At 67.0% G+C, this 19,904-nt stretch carries 20 protein-coding genes and 1 pseudogene; 11 read left to right on the top strand and 10 right to left on the bottom strand.

The window, feature by feature from the left end; translation table 11 throughout:
- Positions 1–36: 36 nt before the first annotated feature.
- The 3 genes from ATL45_RS09425 (at position 37) to ATL45_RS09415 (ending at position 4,625) form a co-directional block, all read left to right on the top strand.
- The gene (locus ATL45_RS09425) at positions 37–1,464 is read left to right on the top strand and encodes a ParB N-terminal domain-containing protein (protein ID WP_093155880.1); all 1,428 of its coding nucleotides are present in this window, start codon (positions 37–39) and stop codon (positions 1,462–1,464) included.
- The gene (locus ATL45_RS09420) at positions 1,461–3,275 is read left to right on the top strand and encodes a DEAD/DEAH box helicase (RefSeq protein WP_093155878.1); all 1,815 of its coding nucleotides are present in this window, start codon (positions 1,461–1,463) and stop codon (positions 3,273–3,275) included. Before ATL45_RS09425 ends, ATL45_RS09420 begins: the two co-directional genes overlap by 4 nt.
- Before the next feature lie 135 nt (positions 3,276–3,410).
- Positions 3,411–4,625, top strand: a complete 1,215-nt coding sequence (locus tag ATL45_RS09415; protein ID WP_218150542.1) for a DNA cytosine methyltransferase — start codon at positions 3,411–3,413, stop codon at positions 4,623–4,625.
- Here the strand turns inward: ATL45_RS09415 and ATL45_RS09410 are convergent.
- From ATL45_RS09410 to ATL45_RS09400, 3 genes are all read right to left on the bottom strand, one after another.
- Complete coding sequence (locus ATL45_RS09410) at positions 4,596–5,060, bottom strand: very short patch repair endonuclease (RefSeq protein ID WP_093155875.1); 465 nt, start codon at positions 5,058–5,060, stop codon at positions 4,596–4,598. The genes ATL45_RS09415 and ATL45_RS09410 overlap by 30 nt on opposite strands.
- 254 nt (positions 5,061–5,314) lie before the next feature.
- The gene (locus ATL45_RS09405; protein WP_093155874.1) at positions 5,315–5,644 is read right to left on the bottom strand and encodes a hypothetical protein; all 330 of its coding nucleotides are present in this window, start codon (positions 5,642–5,644) and stop codon (positions 5,315–5,317) included.
- Positions 5,645–5,712: 68 nt separating this feature from the next.
- The gene (locus tag ATL45_RS09400; protein ID WP_093155873.1) at positions 5,713–5,928 is read right to left on the bottom strand and encodes an HC3 family zinc finger protein; all 216 of its coding nucleotides are present in this window, start codon (positions 5,926–5,928) and stop codon (positions 5,713–5,715) included.
- A gap of 366 nt (positions 5,929–6,294) precedes the next feature.
- Here ATL45_RS09400 and ATL45_RS09395 point away from each other — a divergent pair, with 366 nt between their 5' ends.
- On the top strand, positions 6,295–7,038 hold the full coding sequence (locus ATL45_RS09395) for a GntR family transcriptional regulator (protein ID WP_246025248.1): 744 nt from the start codon (positions 6,295–6,297) through the stop codon (positions 7,036–7,038).
- 34 nt (positions 7,039–7,072) lie between these two features.
- Here ATL45_RS09395 and ATL45_RS09390 read toward each other — a convergent pair whose 3' ends face one another.
- Positions 7,073–7,717, bottom strand: coding sequence for a response regulator (locus ATL45_RS09390; protein WP_439332444.1), 645 nt, complete (start codon positions 7,715–7,717; stop codon positions 7,073–7,075).
- On the bottom strand, positions 7,714–8,811 hold the full coding sequence (locus tag ATL45_RS09385; RefSeq protein ID WP_093155869.1) for a sensor histidine kinase: 1,098 nt from the start codon (positions 8,809–8,811) through the stop codon (positions 7,714–7,716). Before ATL45_RS09385 ends, ATL45_RS09390 begins: the two co-directional genes overlap by 4 nt.
- A 132-nt stretch (positions 8,812–8,943) precedes the next feature.
- Between ATL45_RS09385 and ATL45_RS09380 the strand changes: the two genes are divergently transcribed.
- A complete protein-coding gene (locus tag ATL45_RS09380; RefSeq protein ID WP_093155867.1) occupies positions 8,944–10,113 on the top strand; it encodes a lipase family protein in 1,170 nt (389 codons plus the stop codon).
- Positions 10,114–10,270: 157 nt separating this feature from the next.
- Positions 10,271–10,777, top strand: coding sequence for a methylated-DNA--[protein]-cysteine S-methyltransferase (locus ATL45_RS09375; protein ID WP_093155866.1), 507 nt, complete (start codon positions 10,271–10,273; stop codon positions 10,775–10,777).
- Positions 10,778–10,874: 97 nt separating this feature from the next.
- On the opposite strand, the gene ATL45_RS09370 is transcribed toward ATL45_RS09375, so the two are convergent.
- Complete coding sequence (locus ATL45_RS09370) at positions 10,875–11,453, bottom strand: helix-turn-helix domain-containing protein (protein WP_093155864.1); 579 nt, start codon at positions 11,451–11,453, stop codon at positions 10,875–10,877.
- A 91-nt stretch (positions 11,454–11,544) separates the two neighbouring features.
- On the opposite strand from ATL45_RS09370, the gene ATL45_RS09365 reads away from it, so the two are divergent.
- Positions 11,545–12,468, top strand: coding sequence for an NAD(P)/FAD-dependent oxidoreductase (locus tag ATL45_RS09365; RefSeq protein WP_093156024.1), 924 nt, complete (start codon positions 11,545–11,547; stop codon positions 12,466–12,468).
- Entirely contained in the window at positions 12,468–13,637 is a 1,170-nt protein-coding gene (locus tag ATL45_RS09360; RefSeq protein WP_093155863.1) for an MFS transporter, read from the top strand. Before ATL45_RS09365 ends, ATL45_RS09360 begins: the two co-directional genes overlap by 1 nt.
- Before the next feature lie 38 nt (positions 13,638–13,675).
- Here the strand turns inward: ATL45_RS09360 and ATL45_RS38355 are convergent, their stop codons facing one another.
- The 3 genes and pseudogenes from ATL45_RS38355 to ATL45_RS09350 form a co-directional block, all read right to left on the bottom strand.
- Complete coding sequence (locus ATL45_RS38355) at positions 13,676–13,822, bottom strand: carboxylesterase family protein (protein WP_143121701.1); 147 nt, start codon at positions 13,820–13,822, stop codon at positions 13,676–13,678.
- Between the two features lie 148 nt (positions 13,823–13,970).
- Positions 13,971–14,540 (bottom strand): annotated as a pseudogene (locus ATL45_RS40220) (carboxylesterase family protein); the annotation flags it as partial.
- Positions 14,541–14,776: 236 nt separating this feature from the next.
- Positions 14,777–15,358: a TIGR03086 family metal-binding protein gene (locus tag ATL45_RS09350; RefSeq protein WP_093155861.1), complete on the bottom strand. Its 582-nt coding sequence runs from the start codon at positions 15,356–15,358 to the stop codon at positions 14,777–14,779.
- A 61-nt stretch (positions 15,359–15,419) separates the two neighbouring features.
- Between ATL45_RS09350 and ATL45_RS09345 the strand changes: the two genes are divergently transcribed.
- The gene (locus ATL45_RS09345) at positions 15,420–16,163 is read left to right on the top strand and encodes an AraC family transcriptional regulator (RefSeq protein ID WP_246025246.1); all 744 of its coding nucleotides are present in this window, start codon (positions 15,420–15,422) and stop codon (positions 16,161–16,163) included.
- Here ATL45_RS09345 and ATL45_RS09340 read toward each other — a convergent pair.
- Positions 16,114–18,357, bottom strand: a complete 2,244-nt coding sequence (locus ATL45_RS09340; RefSeq protein WP_093156022.1) for an NACHT domain-containing protein — start codon at positions 18,355–18,357, stop codon at positions 16,114–16,116. The genes ATL45_RS09345 and ATL45_RS09340 overlap by 50 nt on opposite strands.
- A 161-nt stretch (positions 18,358–18,518) precedes the next feature.
- Here ATL45_RS09340 and ATL45_RS09335 point away from each other — a divergent pair, with 161 nt between their 5' ends.
- Both ATL45_RS09335 and ATL45_RS09330 read left to right on the top strand, forming a co-directional pair.
- On the top strand, positions 18,519–19,574 hold the full coding sequence (locus ATL45_RS09335) for an alpha/beta hydrolase (protein ID WP_093155859.1): 1,056 nt from the start codon (positions 18,519–18,521) through the stop codon (positions 19,572–19,574).
- A 73-nt stretch (positions 19,575–19,647) separates the two neighbouring features.
- Positions 19,648–19,890: a hypothetical protein gene (locus ATL45_RS09330; protein ID WP_093155857.1), complete on the top strand. Its 243-nt coding sequence runs from the start codon at positions 19,648–19,650 to the stop codon at positions 19,888–19,890.
- The last annotated feature ends 14 nt before the right edge of the window (positions 19,891–19,904 follow it).

Raw genomic sequence — 19,904 nt, 5'->3', positions numbered from 1 at the left:
TCGGTCAGCTGCGAAAGTTCAAGGGATGGAGTGAGTATGGTGCGGGAGTTCCCGCTGCCGCCTAGGGCGGAAGAGACCGGCGAGCTGATCAGGAAGCGGCTTGCGGAAGCTGCCGCTTCCAGCGGTACCCGGGAGACAGTGACGGTTGAGTGGAATCAGCAGCCACTACACGTTGAAGTTATCGATCTTCCGCTCAGCGTCCTTTACTTCAACCCCGCGACACACCGGATTCGTGCGCAGCGCAGCTACGATCCTGCCAGGGATCGGGTCCTTACCGAGGATCCGTTCAGTGCGGAGAGTCAGGAGTACTTGGCTTATTTGCTCCAAGCTGAGCCGGCGGATCCGAGCCGCAGGGATCCGGACTTTGACGCGCTCAAGAGGAGCCTCGAAGATTTCAATCAAACAGATCCTGGTCTTGTAACTTACCAAGGTATCCTTGTGAACGGCAATACTCGTGCAGCTGCGCTGCGTGAGATCGGCCGCCAGTCATCTATGCGCGTTGGTGTTCTTCCAGAGTCGTTCACCTGGGCAGATATCAACGCTGTTGAGCTCTCCCTGCAGCTCCGCAACGATCGCAGGCGTGACTACTCCTACATCAACAGGTTGCTAGCGATGGAGGAGCAGGCTGCTCTTGGCAAGAGCAAGGAGGCTATCGCTAAAGAATTCCACGTCTGGCCAAAGACTGTCGAGCAGGAGAGATGGATCCTTGGTGAGATCCGGGATCAGATTTCTCGCAGTCAGAAAAGCGAGGGGCCGAGCCTAAGGCTGATCGACTTCGAAGATCATCAGGAGAAGCTCAAGGAGTTGCACCGTGCCTGGCTGAAAGCTCAGTCCGTCGATCCTGACCGGGCCGATGTGCTCAAGGAGCTCCGATTCGCTGCCATTACTCTTGGATTCTCGAAGACGGATATTCGGCACATCGGGGACGGGGCCTTTCATGAAGAATATCTGGCCAAGTGGCTTCCGGAAGAGTTTTCCACTGCGCATGATGACGATGAGGAGCTGGCTGTCCCGGGGTTGGGGGTATCCCTTCCGGGCGAAACAAATGCGTTGGCGGTCGCGCGCAAGATCAATGACGAAGTTTTGAGGGCTAAAGCCGGGTTGAAGGCAAGTGCTGAGATCTCGGCTGGAGAGAAGGAAGAGGCTGGGGATAAGCTCTCTGAGGTTAGAGAAGCTTTTGATAGAGCTATTGATCAAGCGGGCCGTGACTTTCGGCTGCGCAAGCGGAAGCAGCAGGCGCCGGAGCGCCTTCGGGACGCTTCCGGGAGCATCGACCAATGTGTTGCGGAACTTTCGCAAGCGCGCGCTGCACGTGCTCTTGATGAAGATGAATTCGATGAAGCTATTGTGAATCTGAAAGAGAGTCTTCGTCGACTTGCGCGTCAGGCGGGACGTGGAATGGCGCACCCTGGCGAAGGGCTTTCTTGGTTGATCAGTGCGGTTTCCGATGAGAGGACCGTATGACCGGAGAAGGGGCTACTACGTCACTTCAACTTGGGTTCGACGAGACTCGCGCGCGGGTCGTTTTGAGAGCTAGCGCACAATTCCGTGATGAACTTGTTCAGCTGGCGGCGCGGTTCCCGAGCTGGGTACAGCTTGGCTCGCTGGCCATCAGTATCGATCTGGACGACCTGCTTGGTCGGCTAAAGCTGATCAACGGCTGGCCAGATCACACTGGTGTGGAGTGGGAGCCGGAGCTTGCTGAGCTTGTGCGGGGAAATCTGCAAGATGCCGCCACTGTCAAGTCACGGCTGAATCCCACCAGAGCCGTTGAAGAGCTTGGATCGGCTGAAGTTCTTGCAGCACTTGGCGATGACTGGATTGGTGATCTCCGGACGTTCCAGCTGAGGGATGTTGCCAAGCTGCTTTCCCTGCACCATGGCGCGAACTTCAGCGTACCTGGTGCCGGCAAGACCCGCGTTGCGTTGGCGGTTTACGCCGCTCAACGTAACGCCGGGAAGGTTCGTCGACTGCTCGTCGTATGCCCCAAATCTGCTTATGAGGCATGGCAATTCGAAACGGGGGCATGCTTTCGACATCCACTGCGAACCCAGATCTTCGAACGCGTGGCTGATGGGTGGGCCGAGGTTCTGATCGTCAACTACGAGCGGCTTGATCGTTCGATTGCTGCGCTAGCCGGTTGGCTCCAGTCGGAGCCTTCGATGATCATCCTCGATGAGGCTCATCGCATGAAGCTCGGCAGTAGAGGGACATACGGTGCGGCTTGCATGGCGCTTGGCCCACTTGCACGGCGTCGGCTGATTCTCACCGGTACGCCGGCGCCAAACGGTGCTAAGGACCTAGAGAGTCTGATGGGCTTCGTGTGGCCTGGGTACGGGCATCGCACTGTGGCTACTGCAGTGGGTGGAGGTGATCTTGCGTATGCCAGCAGCGTCTTGCGCCCGTTGTTTACCAGGACGACGAAGCAGGAGCTAGGCCTGCCCATGGTGGACTCCAAGGTCCGGTACGTGGATATGCCGCCGTTGCACCACGAGATCTATTCCTCGCTGGTGGGAGGACTGTCGGAGACTACGCAACGTGATGATCTCCGCTCGCTGGGAAAGACGGCGCTCCGGCTGCTGATGGCGGCTACGAGTCCCGCCCTGCTGCTGGAAGGTGCGACCAAGTACGAGCCGCTCTCGTACCAGCTGGAGCCGCTGGAGGTTCCGCGGAACGCCTCTCTGTTCGAGCTGCTGCAGAAGCTTCCGAGTTACGAGTTGTCGCCCAAGTACAAGGAAGCCGTCGCCATCGTCGCTGACAACGCGGCGAAAGGCCGCAAGACGTTGGTGTGGACGACGTTTGTCCGCAGCCTGACCACGTTGGAGAAGTTGCTGGAGAAGTTCCGGCCGGCAGTCGTGTACGGCGGTACGCCGGACCGGGAGGCGGAGCTGCAGCGCTTCCGGCATGACCCGAACTGCATGGTTCTGCTGTCTAATCCAGCCACGCTCGGGGAGGGCATCTCGCTGCACCAGGTCTGCCACGACGCTGTGTACGTTGACCGGGACTTCATGGCTGGCCGCTTCTTGCAGAGCCTTGACCGTATCCACCGCCTTGGGCTCGACCCGAACACGGAGACGCGGGTCACGGTGCTGGCCGCCCGGGACTCGATCGACATCACAGTGGACGAGCGTCTAACGCAGAAACTTGAGTTCATGGGCAAGGTCCTCGACGACCCCTCGGTTCAGCAGCTGTCTGATCTTCAGGAAGAGCCTTCGGTCGCCGGCGGGCTCGACGCCAGCGACGTTCGGGCGCTGCTTCGGCACATGGGGAGCTAGCCGCAGACGTCGGCTCGGGGACGGGGCCGGCGTGCACTGTCAGTCGGCTCCGTAACCTGATCTCAGCTCGTGGTTGGCGGGGTTGCGCCATCTGCGACACTTGGGCGTCGTTTGCGTGAGACTGAAGGAGTGCCGGTGGGTGCCAGCGTCGGCAGTGGTGGTCCACTGACCTCAGTGGAGATCTGTGCGGGGGCTGGAGGCCAGGCCATCGGCTTGCACGATGCGGGCTTCAAGCACAAGGCACTCCTGGAAATCGATCCGGACGCGGTCGCAACGCTCCGCAAAAATGCGGATCAGCTTGACATGGATGAGGAATGGATCCTTGAAGAGGATCTAAAAAAATTCGTGAACGGCGGCGTGTGCACAAGGCTTAATATTAAGCGCGGCGAGCTGGATTTATTGGCTGGCGGCGTGCCATGCCCTCCTTTTTCCATTGCGGGTAAACAATTGGGGGAGGAGGACGACCGAGATCTCTTCCCGGCTATGCTGGATTTGGTTGACGAACTTTTTCCACGTGCTGTGATGATCGAGAACGTGCGTGGCCTGCTGGGGAGCCCGAAGTTCTCCGCTTATCGAACGTCGATCTTGAAGCGTCTCAGCGCGCAGTATCACGTGGCTGCAGTTGAGGGCGATATTTCGCGCACATGGAGAATCATGGAGGCGAAGGATTTCGGTGTTCCGCAGCTTCGTCCGCGCGCGATTCTCGTAGCGATTCGGAAAGACTTGGTCGAGCGCGGCCATAGTTTTATTTGGCCAGTTTATCGGATCAAGGATGGCAATCGGGGTGTTTATGATGCCCTGTTCGATTCGATGAAGGACCGTTGCTACAAGCACGGCAAGGAAGGTAAGAGGGTTTTCAGGGAGTGGGTGAAGAAAGCTGGGAGCGAGGCAAATAGGCACGCCGTCGCGCCTACTCTCGTAGGGGGATCCAAGAAGCATGGCGGGGCTGACCTCGGCCCGACGCGGGCGAAGCGTGCCTGGGCTGAGCTGGGTATCGACGCGATGGGTGTCGCGAACGACCCTGATGATGGGAAGTGTGACCCGGAACGGGACCTGTTCCGGGAGGCAGGCCCAATGTTGACAGTCAAGCAGGCTGCGATCATCCAGGGGTTTCCGGATAGCTGGGAATTCTCCGGCCGTAAAACTGCCCGTTATCGTCAAGTTGGGAACGCTTTTCCGCCGCCCGTTGCTGAAGCGGTGGGCCGGGCTATTCGGGCGGCGTTGCGCCCCGAACAGCAGGATGAAGTCTTGCGGAATTACGTGATGGAAGACAGCTTGCCTGCTGAGGAATTGCCGGACATTCAGCTTGATATGTTTGACTCAACGGGCTTTGAGGCTGTTCCTGCGTGAGTGCACTGCGCCCACGATTTTGTGCACACATTCCTCGGCGGATTCGTGCTCCCAGAACCGTAGGACGAGCCACCCGGATTCAGTGAGCTGTTTATCTGTGTCGCGGTCGCGTGCGATGTTGCGCGCGACCTTGTCGGACCAGTACCCGGGGTTCGTACGGGGCGCCTTGTAGTGCTCAGGACAACCGTGCCAGTAGCAGCCGTCGATAAAGACGGCGATCTTTGTCGGTCTGAACACCATGTCCGCGGTGCGCCTTAGACCCGGCAGAGGGCGAGCGCAAAGTCGGTAGCGCAGCCCGCGCGCATGTACGAGCCGTCTGATTAGCCGCTCCGGTTCTGTGTCGCGATTGCGGATCGCTTGCATGTTCCGGCGGCGCCCAGCAGAGGACGCCCACGAGCCGCTTGGCGCGGTCCAGTCGGCGGCAGAGTCAGGCATAGTAGGGAGGGTAGCCCCTGCTGAGGGTTCTACTGTCAGCACGTGTGAGCCGTGGTGGCTGATCCGGGGGCGGTGCCAGCAGATGTATGGCTGCTCGGCAAGATCCCCTTTTTATGCGTCAGCGCTAGCGATGCGCCCCTCCCTTGAATTCGGGTGGTGGCCGGGCGCGGGGAGGGGTTCGCGCCCGGCCACCTGGGTGGGCCGGTGCAGCGGTGGCCGGGGGATCTCGTGCCGCACCGACCCGGCTTCGGGGTCTACCGGCGGAGGTGGTGGCGTCCGGTGGGCTGGTCGTCGGGGTCGAGCTCGGGGAAGTGCGGTTCGGGGCCGGTTTCGGGTTGCGCTGGTGGTTCGAGCGTTATGGGTGGTTGTTCGCGGTGGTGCGCATGAGTGCCGGTGTCGGTGGTGTTGTGGTGGCGTTCGGCTTCGATGTCGGCGATGAGGTGCCACACGGTGTATTCGCCGTCTCCTGTTCCGGCGTGTTGGCCTGTTGCGAATCTCAGGTCTCCGAACGGGAGCTGGGTGGTGATCAGGGCGATCAGGAGGATGTTGAACAGTACGAAGGTGCTGAGCTGGATCCAGAACATGGCGGGGTGGCCTTCCGTGGTGGGGTGTGGCGCGATTTCGCGCGAGATCCGTATTCGGCCCCGCGGCGTCAGGAGCCCTTGTCGGCGAGGTGGCGCCAGCACTTCATGCAGGAGCGTTCACGGACCCAGTCCACTTCGGACCGGTCGTGCAGCTCGGAAGCGGGGGCCTTGGCTCCGCAGTAGGCCTGGACCTGCTCGTCGGGTGGGGTTTTCTTTGCTGCGATGGGGAAAGCGTGGCGGCCTCCCGTGACCGGCCGCCACACGTACTTCAAGTAACCCGACATCTCGACTCCTTCAGCCGTGGCCTCTGCTGTGGATGATCAGGGCCTCAGCGTTGGTTGCGTGCTGGTGCATGACCGCGTAGCGGTCTGAGATTCGCGCTGGTTCACCGGCCGGCTGCGGGTGTGTCTCTCGTGTGGGCTTCGAGATCGGGGCGACTCATAGATGCACCCGTTTCCGGCGTTTTGTCAGCTCACGGTGCGCTCGGCGTTTCCGTTGCTGTTTCATCCATCTCTGCAGCAGCGTATGCATGGTACGTCCTAGTCGTATCAGTCGTCTCATACAACTGGGGAACATAGCGGCGGGTGCGAGGTTCGGGCAAGGTGGGACACTCGTTCGTGAGGTCTCAGACGTCTATGCGAGGTGTTCCGATGTCCGCTGCGGCGAAGTACCAGGAGATCGCGGCGACGCTGCGGGGGCAGATCGACCGTGGCGAGTTGTCGGTCGGGGATCAGTTGCCGACCGAGCAGGCGTTGCAGGAGCGGTTCGATGCGTCCCGGACCACGGTGCGGCAAGCACTGAAAGAGCTTCGTGACGCTGGCCTGGTGCAGATGCGTCACGGTGTGGGCGTGTTCGTCGCTCCGCCGAAGGTCGTTCGTCGGTTGGACTCTCGCGAACGCCTCTCCAAGGCTCGGCGGGATGCGAACAAGGCCGCTTTCCTGGCCGAAGCGGACGCGCAGGGGTTCACTCCGTCGTCGTCGGTCAAGGTGTGGTTCGAGCCTGCGCAGGATTTTGCGGAGCTCTTTGGCATTGAAGAGGGGTCCGAGCTGTGCGTTCGTGATCGGGTCATGCGGGCGGACGGTGAGCCGGTGATGCTGGCGGTGTCTCGGTTGCCGCGTGAGATCACCAGGGGCACCGCGCTTGAAGAGGTCGAGACCGGGCCTGGTGGTGTGCTTGCTCGGCTGGAGGAGCAGGGCTTTGAGATCACCGGGCATGAGGAGATCGTTAGTGCTCGTATGCCGGACGCGAATGAACGACAGATCTTCGGACTTGGCGGCGGGCCGGTGCTGGTCGTGCGGCGGCGCACGTGGAGCGGTGACCGGGTGGTCGAGGTCAACGACATGGTGATGCCCGGTGAGTCCTACGAACTTCGCTACGCGTGGGATGCCGTCTGAGCACTGAACCGGCTTCGCCAGCAGCGGGACCCAGCTAGACCAGGTCGGCTTCGTGGGCGAGTAGGGCTATCTGGGTTCGATTGGTGAGGCCTAGCTTTGTCAGGGTGTGGGAGACGTGGGCTTTTACCGTGGCTACGCTCATCAGGAGGTCGGCCGCTATCTCCGCGTTCGTCTTGCCGTTCGCCACGGCTAGGGCTACCTCGTGTTCTCGGTCGCTCAGGGTTGCGAAGGCCGTTCGGGCTTTTTCGTAGCGGGTTGCTCCGGTCGTTACCTTGGTCATCAGCTTTCGGGTCACCGTGGGGGAGAGGATCGGGTCTCCTGCCGCTACCTTTCGGATCGCCTCGACTATCTCCGGGGGTGGGGTGTCCTTCAGGAGGAAGCCGCTGGCTCCTGCTTGGAGGGCGTCGACGATGATCTCGTCCGCGTCGAAGGTCGTCAGGACCACGATCTCCGGTGGGGTCTTGCGGGTTCGGAGGGCTTTGGTGGCAGCCAGGCCTCCGATGCCCGGCATTCTGACGTCCATCAGGACCACGTCCGGGTTGTGGGCGTTCGTCGCCGTTATCGCCGTTTCGCCGTCCGGGGCTTCTCCGACCACCGTGATGCCGCCCGCTCCGTCGATCATCAGGGTCAGGCCCGCTCGGACCAGGGGGTCGTCGTCGACGATCAGGACTCGGATCACGTGGGCCACGGTAGCGAGGCTTGGAGCACGAATTCACCTGTTGCGGTCAATTCGTGGTCCAGGTGCCCTCCGGTCAGGCGTACTCGTTCGGTCAGACCGACCAGGCCGGTTCCGGTGCCTGGGATCGCGGCGTCGACGTCAGGTGCCGGGTTGCTGAGGGAGACGCGCAGCGAATCTCCCGGGGCACCGGTCAGGGTGATGCGCACCGGTTGGCCAGGCGCGTGCTTGCGGGCGTTGGTCAGGCCTTCCTGGATGATCCGGTAGGTCGTGCGGCCGGTCGGTGGAGGTGGGGCTGCGGTCGTGCTGTTGGAGAAGTCGACGTCGGTGCCGGTTTCCCGGGTTTCCGCGATCAGGGCGGGGAGGTCGTCGATGCCGAGGTGGGGGCGTTGTGCGGTGTCGTCGCGGAGCACGGTGATCACTTCGCGGAGTTCGTCCAGGGCTTGGTGGACTCCGTCGCGGATCACCCCGGCCGCCTTCGCGAGCTGGGCCGGGTTCGCGTCCTGGCGGTATTCGAGCGCTCCCGAGTAGGTCGCGACCAGGGACAGGCGGTGGGCGAGGACGTCGTGCATCTCCCTCGCCAGGGCCGTGCGCTCCGCCGCTCGGGCTTCCGCGATGCGCCTGCCCTGTTCGGCTTCGGCTCGGCGGGCGCGCTCCTTGAGCGAGTTGATCAGCTCCAGCCTCGCCTTGATCAGCGAGCCCCAGCCGACGAGTGCCGCGTGCGTGATCACGTCGAGGACCAGCCACCAGCTGTAGGGGAGGCCGGGCATCGGTCGCCACAGGCCGAGGACCGCGTGGCCGGCGACGCCCGCCAGCGCGACCCACGATGCGGTGCCGATGCGGTGCTTGCACGCCACGACTGCCGTCGCCATCGTCGCTGCCGGGGTCGCGGTGATCGCCAGTGTCGCGAGCCCCGCCAAGCCGAGTGCGGTCGGGATCGGCCACCGCCAGACGCCGAGTGCGAGTACGCAGGCGAGCACTCCCACGGCGATGTCCACGGCCAGCTCGCTTGAGCCGATGTCCGCTTGGGTCTTGCCGAAGACCTGCACAGTGACCAGCAGGACGACGACGATCGCGGGGGCGATGCGTATCTGCACCTGGGCCAGGGTAGGGCGGGCTGCGGCAGCCGGAATCAGACCAAAGTCGATCCCGTCCTAGACCGCGGTCGATCCGGGAATGATCCTTCGCCCGACGCCGGGACAGCGGCTCGGCGGCCAGCATTCAGCGCCATGAGGAAACGAGCTCTCGTCGCCACCACCGCGGTCGTGCTGACCGCAGCTCTCACGTCCTGCGCGCAGGAATCCGTCGCCGCTCCCGTCGGCGGTGAACTGGTGGCCTTCGAGCCGCTGGTCTCGATGGATGCCGCCGGGCTCACCGCGCACCTGGCGCAGCAGGGGTTCGCGCCGGCCGACATCCGGTACGGCGTCGATGCCTACCGGTACCTCTACCGGACCACCGACTTCGCTGGTGAGCCGACGGTGGCCAGCGGTGTCGCCGCCTTCCCGCGCTCCGACGAGGAACTGCCGCTCACCGTGTACCTGCACGGCACCAACCCGTCGCGCAGCACGGCCGCTTCGCTCGCGGACAGCCCGGACCGTGCCGCGGTCCTGCTCTTCGCCGGTACCGGGCAGGCCGCCACCGCTCCCGACTACGCCGGGTTGGGGCTGAGCCTCGGGCAGCCCGAGTACATGCTCGCCGAGCCGACGGCCAAGTCCTCTTTGGACAGCTTGCGGGCGACGCGGGAGGTTGCCGAGCGGGCGGGCAAGGAGCTGGACGGGGGCGTCAACGTCGCCGGGTTCTCGCAGGGCGCTCATGCATCGGTGCTGCTGGGGAAGGCCCTGCAGGACGACCCGGAGTCGGAGCTCCGGGCGGTCGGCGCGGTGGCCGGGCCGCACGACATCGCCGGGACCGAACTGCCCGGTGTGCTGGACGGGCGGGTCGATCCGCGCTCGGCCGTGCTGTACCTCGGGTACGTCGTGACCTCGTGGAACCGGGCCTACCACCTGTACGACTCGCCCAGCGAGGCGTTCCAGGCGCCCTACGACCAGACCGTGGAGGCGCTGTTCGACGGCACGCACTCGTACCCGGAGATCCTGCAGGGACTGCCGGCGACGCCGCAGGAGCTGCTGCGGCCCGAGATGCTCCAGAAGCTGCTGCACCCCACCGGGAAGTTCGCCGAAGCTTTCGGGGCGAACGACGGGCTGTGCGCGCGATGGGCGCCGGAGGTTCCGGTCCGGCTCTACCACGGCACCGAGGACGTCGACGTGCCGTTCGCGAACTCGGAGCGCTGCCAGGAAGCTTTGGGTGCCGAGCTCGTCAACGCCGGTCCGCTGGACCACAACGGCACCGCGTTCGCGGCGATTCCGCAGGTGGCCGACTGGTTCGCGACTCGCGGCTGAGGCGCGTGGCCTCCCCTGATCTACCTGGGGGTGTTCAGGGAGGCCGGCGGTTCTGGTGATGTCCGATTTCCGCCAGCACCGCTCCCGGCCGAGGGGTGATGCTGGCGTGACAGGGGACCGATGAACGCCCGGTTCCCGGTGGCGAGAGGATGTTCCAGTGCACCCGGTGAAGACCGTCATCGACAGCCCCGTCGGCCCGCTGACCCTGGTCGGGGTCGGGGGAGCGCTGACCGGCGTCTACATGGAGCGTCAGCGGCACCGGCCGCCGGAGGAGTCCTTCGGGGAGCGCGACGACACGGCGTTCGGGCCGGTGGTCGAGCAGCTGGGCGAGTACTTCGCCGGGCGGCTCACCGATTTCGACCTGCCGCTGGAGCTCGTCGGCACCCCGTTCCAGCGTGTCGTGTGGGCGGCGTTGTGCGAGATCCCTTACGGCGAAACGGTTTCCTACGGCGAGCTGGCCGAGCTGATCGGACGGCCCACCGCCTCGCGCGCCGTCGGGCTCGCCAATGGCAAGAACCCGATCAGCATCATCGTGCCGTGCCACCGCGTCGTCGGCTCCAACGGCGACCTCACCGGTTACGGCGGCGGTGTCGAGCGCAAGCGGGGCCTGCTGGACTTCGAGCGGCGCAACGCGTCGGGTGTGCAGACGGCGCTGGAGTTCTAGTTTTCGCAGGTAGAGGCCCGTGAGTACTTTGTGAGGCTATAGCAACACAAAACACTCACGGGCCTGGACGACGGAACTTCCAAGGGAGACCTGGCCATCAGCGCCGCGTGGTGCGGAGGTGGATGCGCTCGCCCTGCTTGCCGAAGAGGCTGAGGACTTCGACGCTGCCGCGTCCGGCGGCGCCGAACCAGTGCGGGATCTGGCAGTCGAACTCCGCCGCCTCGCCCGCTCCCATCACGAAGTCGTGGTCGCCGAGGCGCACGCGCAGCTGGCCTCGGAGGACGTAGAGCCATTCGTAGCCCGCGTGCGTGCGCAAGTGGGGCTCTTCGTCGTGCGCCGGGATGGTCATCTTGTACGCGCGCGGTTCCGACTGGTGGCGGGACAGCGGGATCAGGACCCGGCCGCCGGATTCGGTGGGCTGCTGCGGAACGCGCGGGTCGACGATCCGGGGCGCGGAGACGATCTCGTCGAAGGGGATGCCGAGCGCCGCCGTGATCGGCAGCAGGAGTTCGAGGCTCGGCTTGCGCTGGCCGGATTCCAGCCGGGACAGGGTGCTGGTCGAGATGCCGGTGCTGCGGGCGAGCTCGGCCAGGCTGACGCCCTTCTTGTCGCGGGCTTTGCGCAGGCGGGGAGCGATCTGCTCGATCGCGGCATCGACGGTCGGTTGCTCGTTCACAGGTACCAGCAAACCAATCCGTCCCGGAAACGGCAACGTTCTTTGCCGATACCGGGTCGTCCTCCCGATGCTGTTCGTGGAGGTGGTCCGAGTGGACGCAGTGAAGTGGGACGCGGTCATCGTCGGAGGTGGCGCGGCCGGGTTGTCGGCCGGAGTGGTGCTCGCCAGGGCGCAGTACGCGACCTTGGTGGTGGACGGCGGTGCGCCCCGGAACGGCCCCGCTGAGCACATGCACGGGTACCTGACCAGGGACGGGATGGCGCCGCGGGAGTTCCTCGCGACCGGCCGGAGCGAGCTGGCCAAGTACGGCGGGGAGCTCGTGCGGGCATCGGTGGCCGGTGCGCGGCGGGCTTCGGACGGCACGTTCGAGCTGGAGCTCGGCGACGGTCGTACCCTGCGCACCCGGGCGGTGCTGGTCGCGACCGGGCTGACCGACGAGCTGCCGGACATCCCGGGCCTGGCCGAGCGGTGGGCGTCCGAGGTGCACCACTGCCCGCACTGCCACGGCTACGAGGTGAAGGGCCAGGACATCGCCCTGATCGGCAGCGAGATGGGCGCGGTGTCGAAGCACCTCGCCGCGCTGCTGCGCCGCTACAGCAAGTCGGTGACGTTCTGCGTCAACGGCGTCGAGCTCAGCGACGTCGAGCGGCAGCGGCTCACGGATTACGGCGTGCGCCTGGTCGACGCGGGCGTGAAGCGCGTTGTGGAAGGCGCTGACACGCCGGTCGCGATCGAGCTCGACAACGGCGAGACGGTCGGGTGCGAGGCGATCTTCGTGGCGCCGCGCCCCGTTCCGCACGACTCGGTGCTGACCGCGCTCGGTGCGGCGAAGGACCCGGTGAGCGGGTTCGTCGCGGTCGATCCGCAGGGCGCGACGGATGTTCCCGGGGTCTGGGCGGCCGGGAACGTGGTCAACCCCCGCGCGCAGGTCATCGCCTCCGCCGGTGCGGGCACGACCGCTGCCATCGGCATGTCGGCCTGGCTGCTGGAGCAGGAGCTGGGAGGTGCGAACTGATGGTCAGCACCGCAGCGGAAACCACGACCTCCGACCGGTTGCCCGTCGGCGTGTACCTGCTGGGCTTCAGCCTGTTCGCGATGGGGAGCGCGGAGTTCCTGCTGGCCGGTGTGCTGCCGGCGGTCGCGGGGGATCTGGGCGTCTCGCTGTCCTCGGCCGGGCTCCTGATCACCGCGTTCGCGCTGGGCGTCGTGATCGGCGGGCCGCCGTTCGCCGTGCTCAGCCTGCGCTGGCCGCGCCGCACCGCGCTGGTGGTCACCCAGGCCGTCTTCGCCGCCAGCATCGCGATCGGCCTGCTCGGCGACTACGAAGTCCTGCTGATCAGCAGGGCGATCGCGGGCATCGCCTACGCGGGCTTCTTCGCGGTGGCGTCGGTGACCGCGATCGGCCTGGTCACCCCCGACCGCAACGCCCGGGCTTCCGGGGTCGTGGTCAGCGGGCTCAGCGTGGCGATGGTCGCCGGTGGCCCGGCGGGCACCCTGCTCAGCCACTTCACCGAGTGGCGCGGCGGTTTCTGGGCCGTCGTGGTGCTCACCGCCGCCGGGATGATCGGCTGCGTCCTCGGTCTGCCCGCGGTCGACCGGGGAGGCCCGGCGCCGAGCGTGTCGCGGGAGCTCGCCACGATGCGCAAGCCCGCGCTGTGGCGGATCTACGCGATCACGATCCTGACCACCGCGGCCTACATGATCACGTTCAACTACCTGGCGGCGATGCTCGCCGACATCACGGCCATGCCCGCGGTCTGGATCCCAGCCGTCCTCGCGCTGTTCGGCGTCGGTGCCTTCGCGGGATTGTCCGCAGGAGGGCGGATCTCCGATCGGCGACCGCACTTCGCGCTGCTCACCGGGGCATCGGCGATCGTGGTGCTGTCGGTCGTGCTTGCCCTCGCGATGCCGCATGCCTGGGCCGTGGTGCCGCTGGTGTTCCTGCTGGGAATCGCCGCGTTCGTGCTGAATCCGGCTCTCTACGGGCGTGTTTTCGCGATCGCTTCCGACGCGCCGACCCTCGCCGGAGCCACCACCGTGTCGGCGTTCCAGCTCGGGATCAGCATCACGCCCGTGCTGGCCGGAGCGACGCTCGCCCAAGGCGCTTCGCTCACCTCTGTGTGCTTGTTCGGAGCCGTGCTCGCCGCGGCGGCCATCCCGCTCGTCCTCCTCGACCGGAAGTGACGCACGGCGGCTGGGGTTGTCCCAGCCGCCGTGCGCTGTTAGCGGGTCCAGAAGTCGCAGTGGTGCTCGGCGGCGAAATCGACCGGCCCGATCCGGTCGGGCGCGAGCTGCTGGGCGTTGCCCGCGCGGAGCCTCGGCCAGCCGGGATCGCCGGTGCGGGCGAAGTCCGTCCAGTAGTCGATCACCCCGCTCCGAAAGGCAGGCCTCGGCCGCCGAACCGTAGGCCGACCGCGGGTAGGCGGCCTCGACCCGCGGGCGGTCCGGGCCGAAGGCGGTGGTGAGGACCTCGTCGTAGGTCTGCTCGCCGATCGGTTTCCCGTTGTCGTAGCTCGCCGCGGACATGGTTCCCTCGTCGCGGGTGGAGCCGGAGAGGACCGGAACCCGGTGGAAAGCGCCCGCGGCCAGCGCTTTTGAGGGCTCGGCGGGCAGGACCGGAGTTCCGTGGGCGGGGTTGGCGAACCGGCCCGTCACGGGCTCCAGCTCCTCGGCGGGCAGCGCGCGCAGGCACTCCAGCGCCGCGTCGTCAGCGCCGGTGCAGCCCAGCTCGGCGGCGGTCCGGCGGCCGGTCGCCTCGACTTCCGGCAGCGGCACGAAGACCTCTCCCGCCGGTTGCCCGCGGAAGTCGAGGTTGTCGGGCCAGCTGACGTCGCAGCCACCGCTCTGCAGCACGGCCTTGTCGAACAGCCCGGCGGCGAGCGGCGAGGTCAGCTGAGCACAGGTGCTCATCGCTCCCGAGGACTGCCCGGCGAGGGTGGTGTTGCCGGGATCGCCGCCGAGCCGCGCAGCGTGCCGCCTTCGGTCCGCACCACCGTGCCGTCTGAGCTGGTCAGCGCGTTGACCGGTGGCTGCGCCGAGCAGGCGGCGACCGTCAGCAGTCCGGCCAGCGCCACCAGGCGATGCCACTTCCTGACTTGCATCCGAGATTCCCCTCTCGTCCGAGTTCCGGCGCGGAAACTACGGACGGGAGGGGAGTGGGCGCATCGGACTTCGGTCGGCGGGTGCTGGCCGAAGGGCGGAGGTGGCGGCGACCGAAGTGCAAGCCCGGCCACCAGCTCCGTTTCCGCTGGTCAACTACCGTGAGTGTTTTGTGTTGCTATAGCATCACAAACCACTCACGGGCCCCCACCTGCAGAAACGGGCTACGGCGTCCAGTCGGGGTTCCGGCCGGTCAGGGCGACGAGCCGGTCCAGCAGTGGCGCGGTGTCCGGCACCGCCACCTCGGCACCGAAGGCACCCAGCGCGCGGCCCTGCTCCACCATCTTCGCCGCCTCGCCGAAGGTGAAGTCGAGGAGAGCTTCGTCGAGACGCGGGGACTGGCCGGTCGCCTTCGCGAGGTCCCAGGAGTGCACCACGAGTTCGATCGTGACCATGCTTCCGACCAGGGCCGCAGGCATCTCGTTCGGGCCGCCCATGTGCGTGCTGCCCGACCACGCGCCGGGAGCGCTCCAGACCTGCGCCATGCGGTTGAGCTGATCGACGACCGCCGTCCTCCAGTCGCCCACGACGAGGTCCACTTCGGACTCGGCCGAGGCCGGTGGCGAGACCGTTTCCTTGCGGGCCGCGCCTTCCAGGGATGGGCCCCAGAACAGCAGGTGGTTCAGCAGGTCGCGCACCGCGTACTCGGTGCACGGGGTCGGCGCGGTGAGGTGGCCGGGCTCGATGCCTTCGACGATCTCGACCAGGGCCGATGCCGCGCGGTTCAGGTGTTGTGCTTCGGACATGACCGCAGCCAACCACCGCGCGCGGCCGATGTATTGAACAAACGCGACATAGACTCCGGACGTGTCCAGGGACGTTCGGGAGGTCGGCGGTGCTTGGCGGCGGTTCCAGCGCCACTCCTTCCCGCCGCCTTCCCCGGATCTGGCCGGTTACGTGGCCAGGTACTGGATCGTGTCGTGGGACTACGCGGAGCCGTACCGGCAGCTGATCGTGCCTTACCCGAACGTGCACCTGGCGTTCCAGGACGGCGGTGCGACGATCAGCGGCGTCTCCAGCAAGCACCAGTTCAAGGTGCTGGCGGGGCGCGGCGGCGTGTTCGGCGTGGCGTTCCGGCCCGGCTGCTTCCGCCCGTTCCTGCGCGCACCGGTCTCCTCGATCACCGACCGGTCCATCGACGCCCGCGAGGTGTTCGGCAGCGGATTGCCGGAGTCACCGGACGTCCGGGCCGTCGAGCGGTTCCTGCGCGAACACGCGCCCGAGCCCGATGCGAAGGCGGAGCAGGCCGCGCGGATCGTCGCGATGATCGCCGCGAATCCGCAGATCACCAGGGTCGGGGCGCTGGCGGCGGAGCTCGGCACGAACGTCCGGCAGCTGCAGCGCCTGTTCGCCGAGCACGTGGGCATCGGCCCGAAGTGGGTGATCCGCCGCTACCGCCTGCACGAGGTGACCGAGCGGATGGCGGCGGGCGCGGAGCTGGACTGGGCCGCGCTGGCGGCCGAACTCGGCTACGCCGACCAGGCCCACTTGGCGCGCGACTTCAAAGCGCTCTTCGGCGAATCCCTGACTCACTACGCCGAGCGCTGCTGAGGTGCTCCTGGAGACGGGCGTGCCGGAACTGGTAGACGGCTCCGGACTGGCGCAGCACCCCGCGCTCGTAGGCGTCGGCCAGGAACTCCATCGTCGCCCAGGGCAGCCGTCCGGTCAGCGGCGACCACAAGCGGGCGAGCAGGATCCACTGGCCCCACGCGGTGAAGGCGAGCGAGTACGCGAGCGTCACGCTGATGCCGCCGAGGAGCCCGACGAAGGCGCCGTGCGGGAACCACACGAGCGGGCCCAGCGTCCCCTGGAAGAGGCTGGTCACGAGTTGGCCGCCGAAGGCGATGGAGAGCACGAGCACCGGTACCAGCAGCAGGGTTTGGCGCAGCACGGTGCGGCGGTTCTCGGCCAGCATCGCGACCGGATCAGCGGCCGAGTCGATGTCCAGGGGCTTCTCCAGCACCGCGGCGAGCATCAGCACCAGCGCCGCGGAGAGCCCGAAGATGAGCCCGAACAGGAACGCGTCGACCAGCGTCACGCCGATCGCCGCGCCAGCGGGCGGGAATCCGTGCAGCAGGCCTCTCACCAGCGTGTTCGTCGATGAGACGCCGATGCCCACGACGAACCCGCCTACCATGCCCGCGCCGAACCTGCGGACGTACGAACGGCTGGTCTTGCGCCCGGCGCCCCGGCCGCGCAACCGGACCTGCATGCGGGCCGGCCGGAACTCCACACCGCCGTAGACGATCGCCATCCCGTGCACCAGGCCGATCGCCAGCCCGATCGCCAGCCCGATCAGCGACGCCTCCAGCACTGCCGCGCCGATTCCGCCGGCGAAGCCGAGGTGCTGCAGGTACGCGGGCAGGCTGAGGGTGAGGTCGAGCAGGCTGGTGATGACCGTGCTCGCCACCACGACGGCGAGGATCCGCGTCGAGCGGCGCACCGTGCTGCCCAGCTGCCACCAGGCGATGTCGGTCGTGCCGCGCCGGTCCAGGTGGTGGGCTAGGTGGCCCAGCCAGCGCTGGACGAGCGCCGGGTCCCAGCTGCGGCGCGGCCGACCGCTGGTGGACTGCTGCGGCGGGCCAGGGCGGTAGAGCGTCGGCACGAAGCTGCCCAGCAGGTGCGCCTCGACGGCCCCCGGTGTCGGAAACCGCGCGGTGTCCAGCAGATCCGCAGGATTCGCGTCGCGGTAGACGGTTCGGGCGAGCACGACCATCAACGGCGTGGTCAGCGCTGCGGTGATGTTGGCGGCAGCGCGGCTCTCCGGTCGATCGCGCAGTTCGTCGAGGACGGGAGCCCACGCGGTCCCGAGGTAGTCGGTCAGATCGGCGCGGGTGAGGTCGACGAGCTCGATCTCGGCGGCGCGCGCCAACGCCGTCGCTTCCACCGCTCTGCCGTACTCGCCGGGACGGCTGGTCAGCAGCAGCGGCAGCGTGGTGGCGTTGAGCGCCTCCAGCGCGGCGCGGTGCAGGGCGTTGGAGATCTCGTCGAAGCCGTCGAGCACCGGCAGGACCCGGCCGGTCTCGACCAGCGCGGCGGCCAGCGTCGAACCGTCGGGAGCGGTCGCGACCAGACCCGGGTAGTCGCGCAGCAGCTGGTCGATCAGCCAGTCCCGCAGCGCGGTGGCCGTCGGATCCCACGACCCGACGCTGAAGATCACCGGCACCGGATCGGCGTCGCGGCGGGTCCGCAGGTGGTCCAGCACGAAGCGCAGCGCCAGGATCGTCTTGCCGGATCCCGGACGGCCCAGCACCACCAGGCGGCCGGACGGCGTCCGGCGGTAGACGTCGACGATCTCGCCGAGCCCGCCGGTCGATTCGCCGGCCCGGAACCGCACCGGCAGCTGGAAAGGGTCGTGGACCCGGCGGTGCTCCTCCTCGCGCTGCCAGCGGGCGGCGACCACCTGCGCGAGCTGCTCGGCGGCTTCGTCCAGGGTCCGCTGGGCGGCGGTCCGCCGCTCAGGCGGCGCTTCGGCAGGCCGCTCGGCCGGCGCTTCGGCAGCCGGTTCTTCGACGGGCAGCGGCGTGCTGCTGGCAGCGGCCATCAGGCGCTGCCGGTCGTCCGGTGAGAGGTCCAGGGCCTGCGCGAGCAGTTTCACCGTGCCGACGCGGGGATCGTTCCCGGCACCGGTTTCCAGCCGGCGGATGGTGCGCACCGCGAGCTCGGACCGCTCCGCGAGCCGTTCCTGCGTCATGCCCGCCTGCTTGCGCAACTGGCGCAGCAGCGGCCCGAACTCGCTCGTCACGTGGGCTCCCGTCCGGATGATCTCGGCCATCGGACCTTATCCGGCCGACCGGACATGCATGGCCGGTTCGGTGTCCTGGTCCGCTGATCAGCGCGAACGGCAAGATCAGCGGTGCCGGTCGGGACAGCCGGGCGGTTCACCCCTGGGAAAGGTCTGATGTGATGAGAAGAGGCCGGGCCGCACTGGCGATAGGTCTGATGGCCGCCTCCGCGGTGGTCGCTCCCAGCGCCTCCGCTGCACCCGAACCACCGCGCCTCGCCGACGGTTTCGGGCTGACGGTGATGAGCCAGCCGGAGTGGGTCGACGACAACCACCGCACGTTCGTCTTCGCCGTCGCCTCCGACGAGGTGCCGAACCCGACGCTGCTGCCGGGCCAGACCGCGGGCCAGCACGACATCATGGTCACGCTGCCCGCCGACTACGACAGCGCCGAGCGCTACCCGGTGCTGTACTCGCTGCACGGCAACCCCGATCTGCCCAACACCAAGGCCAACCAGCAGATGGCCGAGCAGGCGACCGAGGACGAGCCGCTGATCACGGTGCACCCCAACGGGGTTCGCAGCTGGTACTCGAACTGGGTGAACCCCGGCCCGGTCGGCCCGCAGAACTGGGAGAGCTTCCACCTCGACCAGCTGATCCCGCTGATCGACGCGAACCTGAGCACCATCCCGACCAGGGACGGCCGGGCGATCGTCGGGCACTCGATGGGCGGCTTCGGCGCGTTCCACTATGCCGAGCACCGGCCGGAGCTGTTCAGCTACGTGGGCGCCTTCTCCGGTGGCCTGGACCTACTCAACCAGGGAGTGCGCGCGGCCGTGATCGGCACCTCGGTGATGGAGGCGTCCGGCACGCCGACGGTGGCGCCCGACGCGATCTTCGGCTCGCCGGTCTGGCCGCTGGACGGCGTGTGGAACGCGCAGAGCCCGGCCCAGCACGTCGAATCCCTGCGCGGCATGGGCGTGGCCCTGTACACCGGCAACGGCGGTGACCTGACCGTCAACCCGGTGCAGGCGGTCGCGGAGAAGATCGTCCAGGACACCAACCTGGTGACCTCGGCGAACCTGACCGCCGCCGGAATCCCGCACACCTTCGTCGACTACGGCGACGGCAGCGAGTGGGCGGAGGGCTGCACCGGCAAGCACGCCTCGCTGCCGTGCCTGCAGGCGGACATGAACCACTACGTCGACCTGATCATGAAGCGCCTGGAACGTCCATGACCGGGGGTCCGGTCGGTCGGGCAGGGGGACGCCCGACCGACCGGGGACGGACCAGGAGCTCTGGAGGGACGACATGGCCGGGGACTGCCGGTGCTGGTGCGGCGAGTGCGCCTACCGGACGCCGTGGCTGACCGAGCCGGGGAGCGCCGGCCAACTGGCGCAGCACTACGCCGAGCAGCACCCGGACGTCGAACCCGGCGGCCGCACCGAATACCGGGAGAACGAGCGCGAAGGAGCGGGATGCGTTGCGGCGCTGGCGGTCCTGTTCCTGCTGCTGCTCATCCTGGCCACCTGCCAGTACCAGACGGGCGCGTAGTCCAACGGATTCAG

The sequence above is a fragment of the Saccharopolyspora antimicrobica genome, from assembly GCF_003635025.1.
Taxonomy (GTDB): domain Bacteria; phylum Actinomycetota; class Actinomycetes; order Mycobacteriales; family Pseudonocardiaceae; genus Saccharopolyspora; species Saccharopolyspora antimicrobica.
This window is presented reverse-complemented; position numbering and strand designations above follow the sequence as displayed.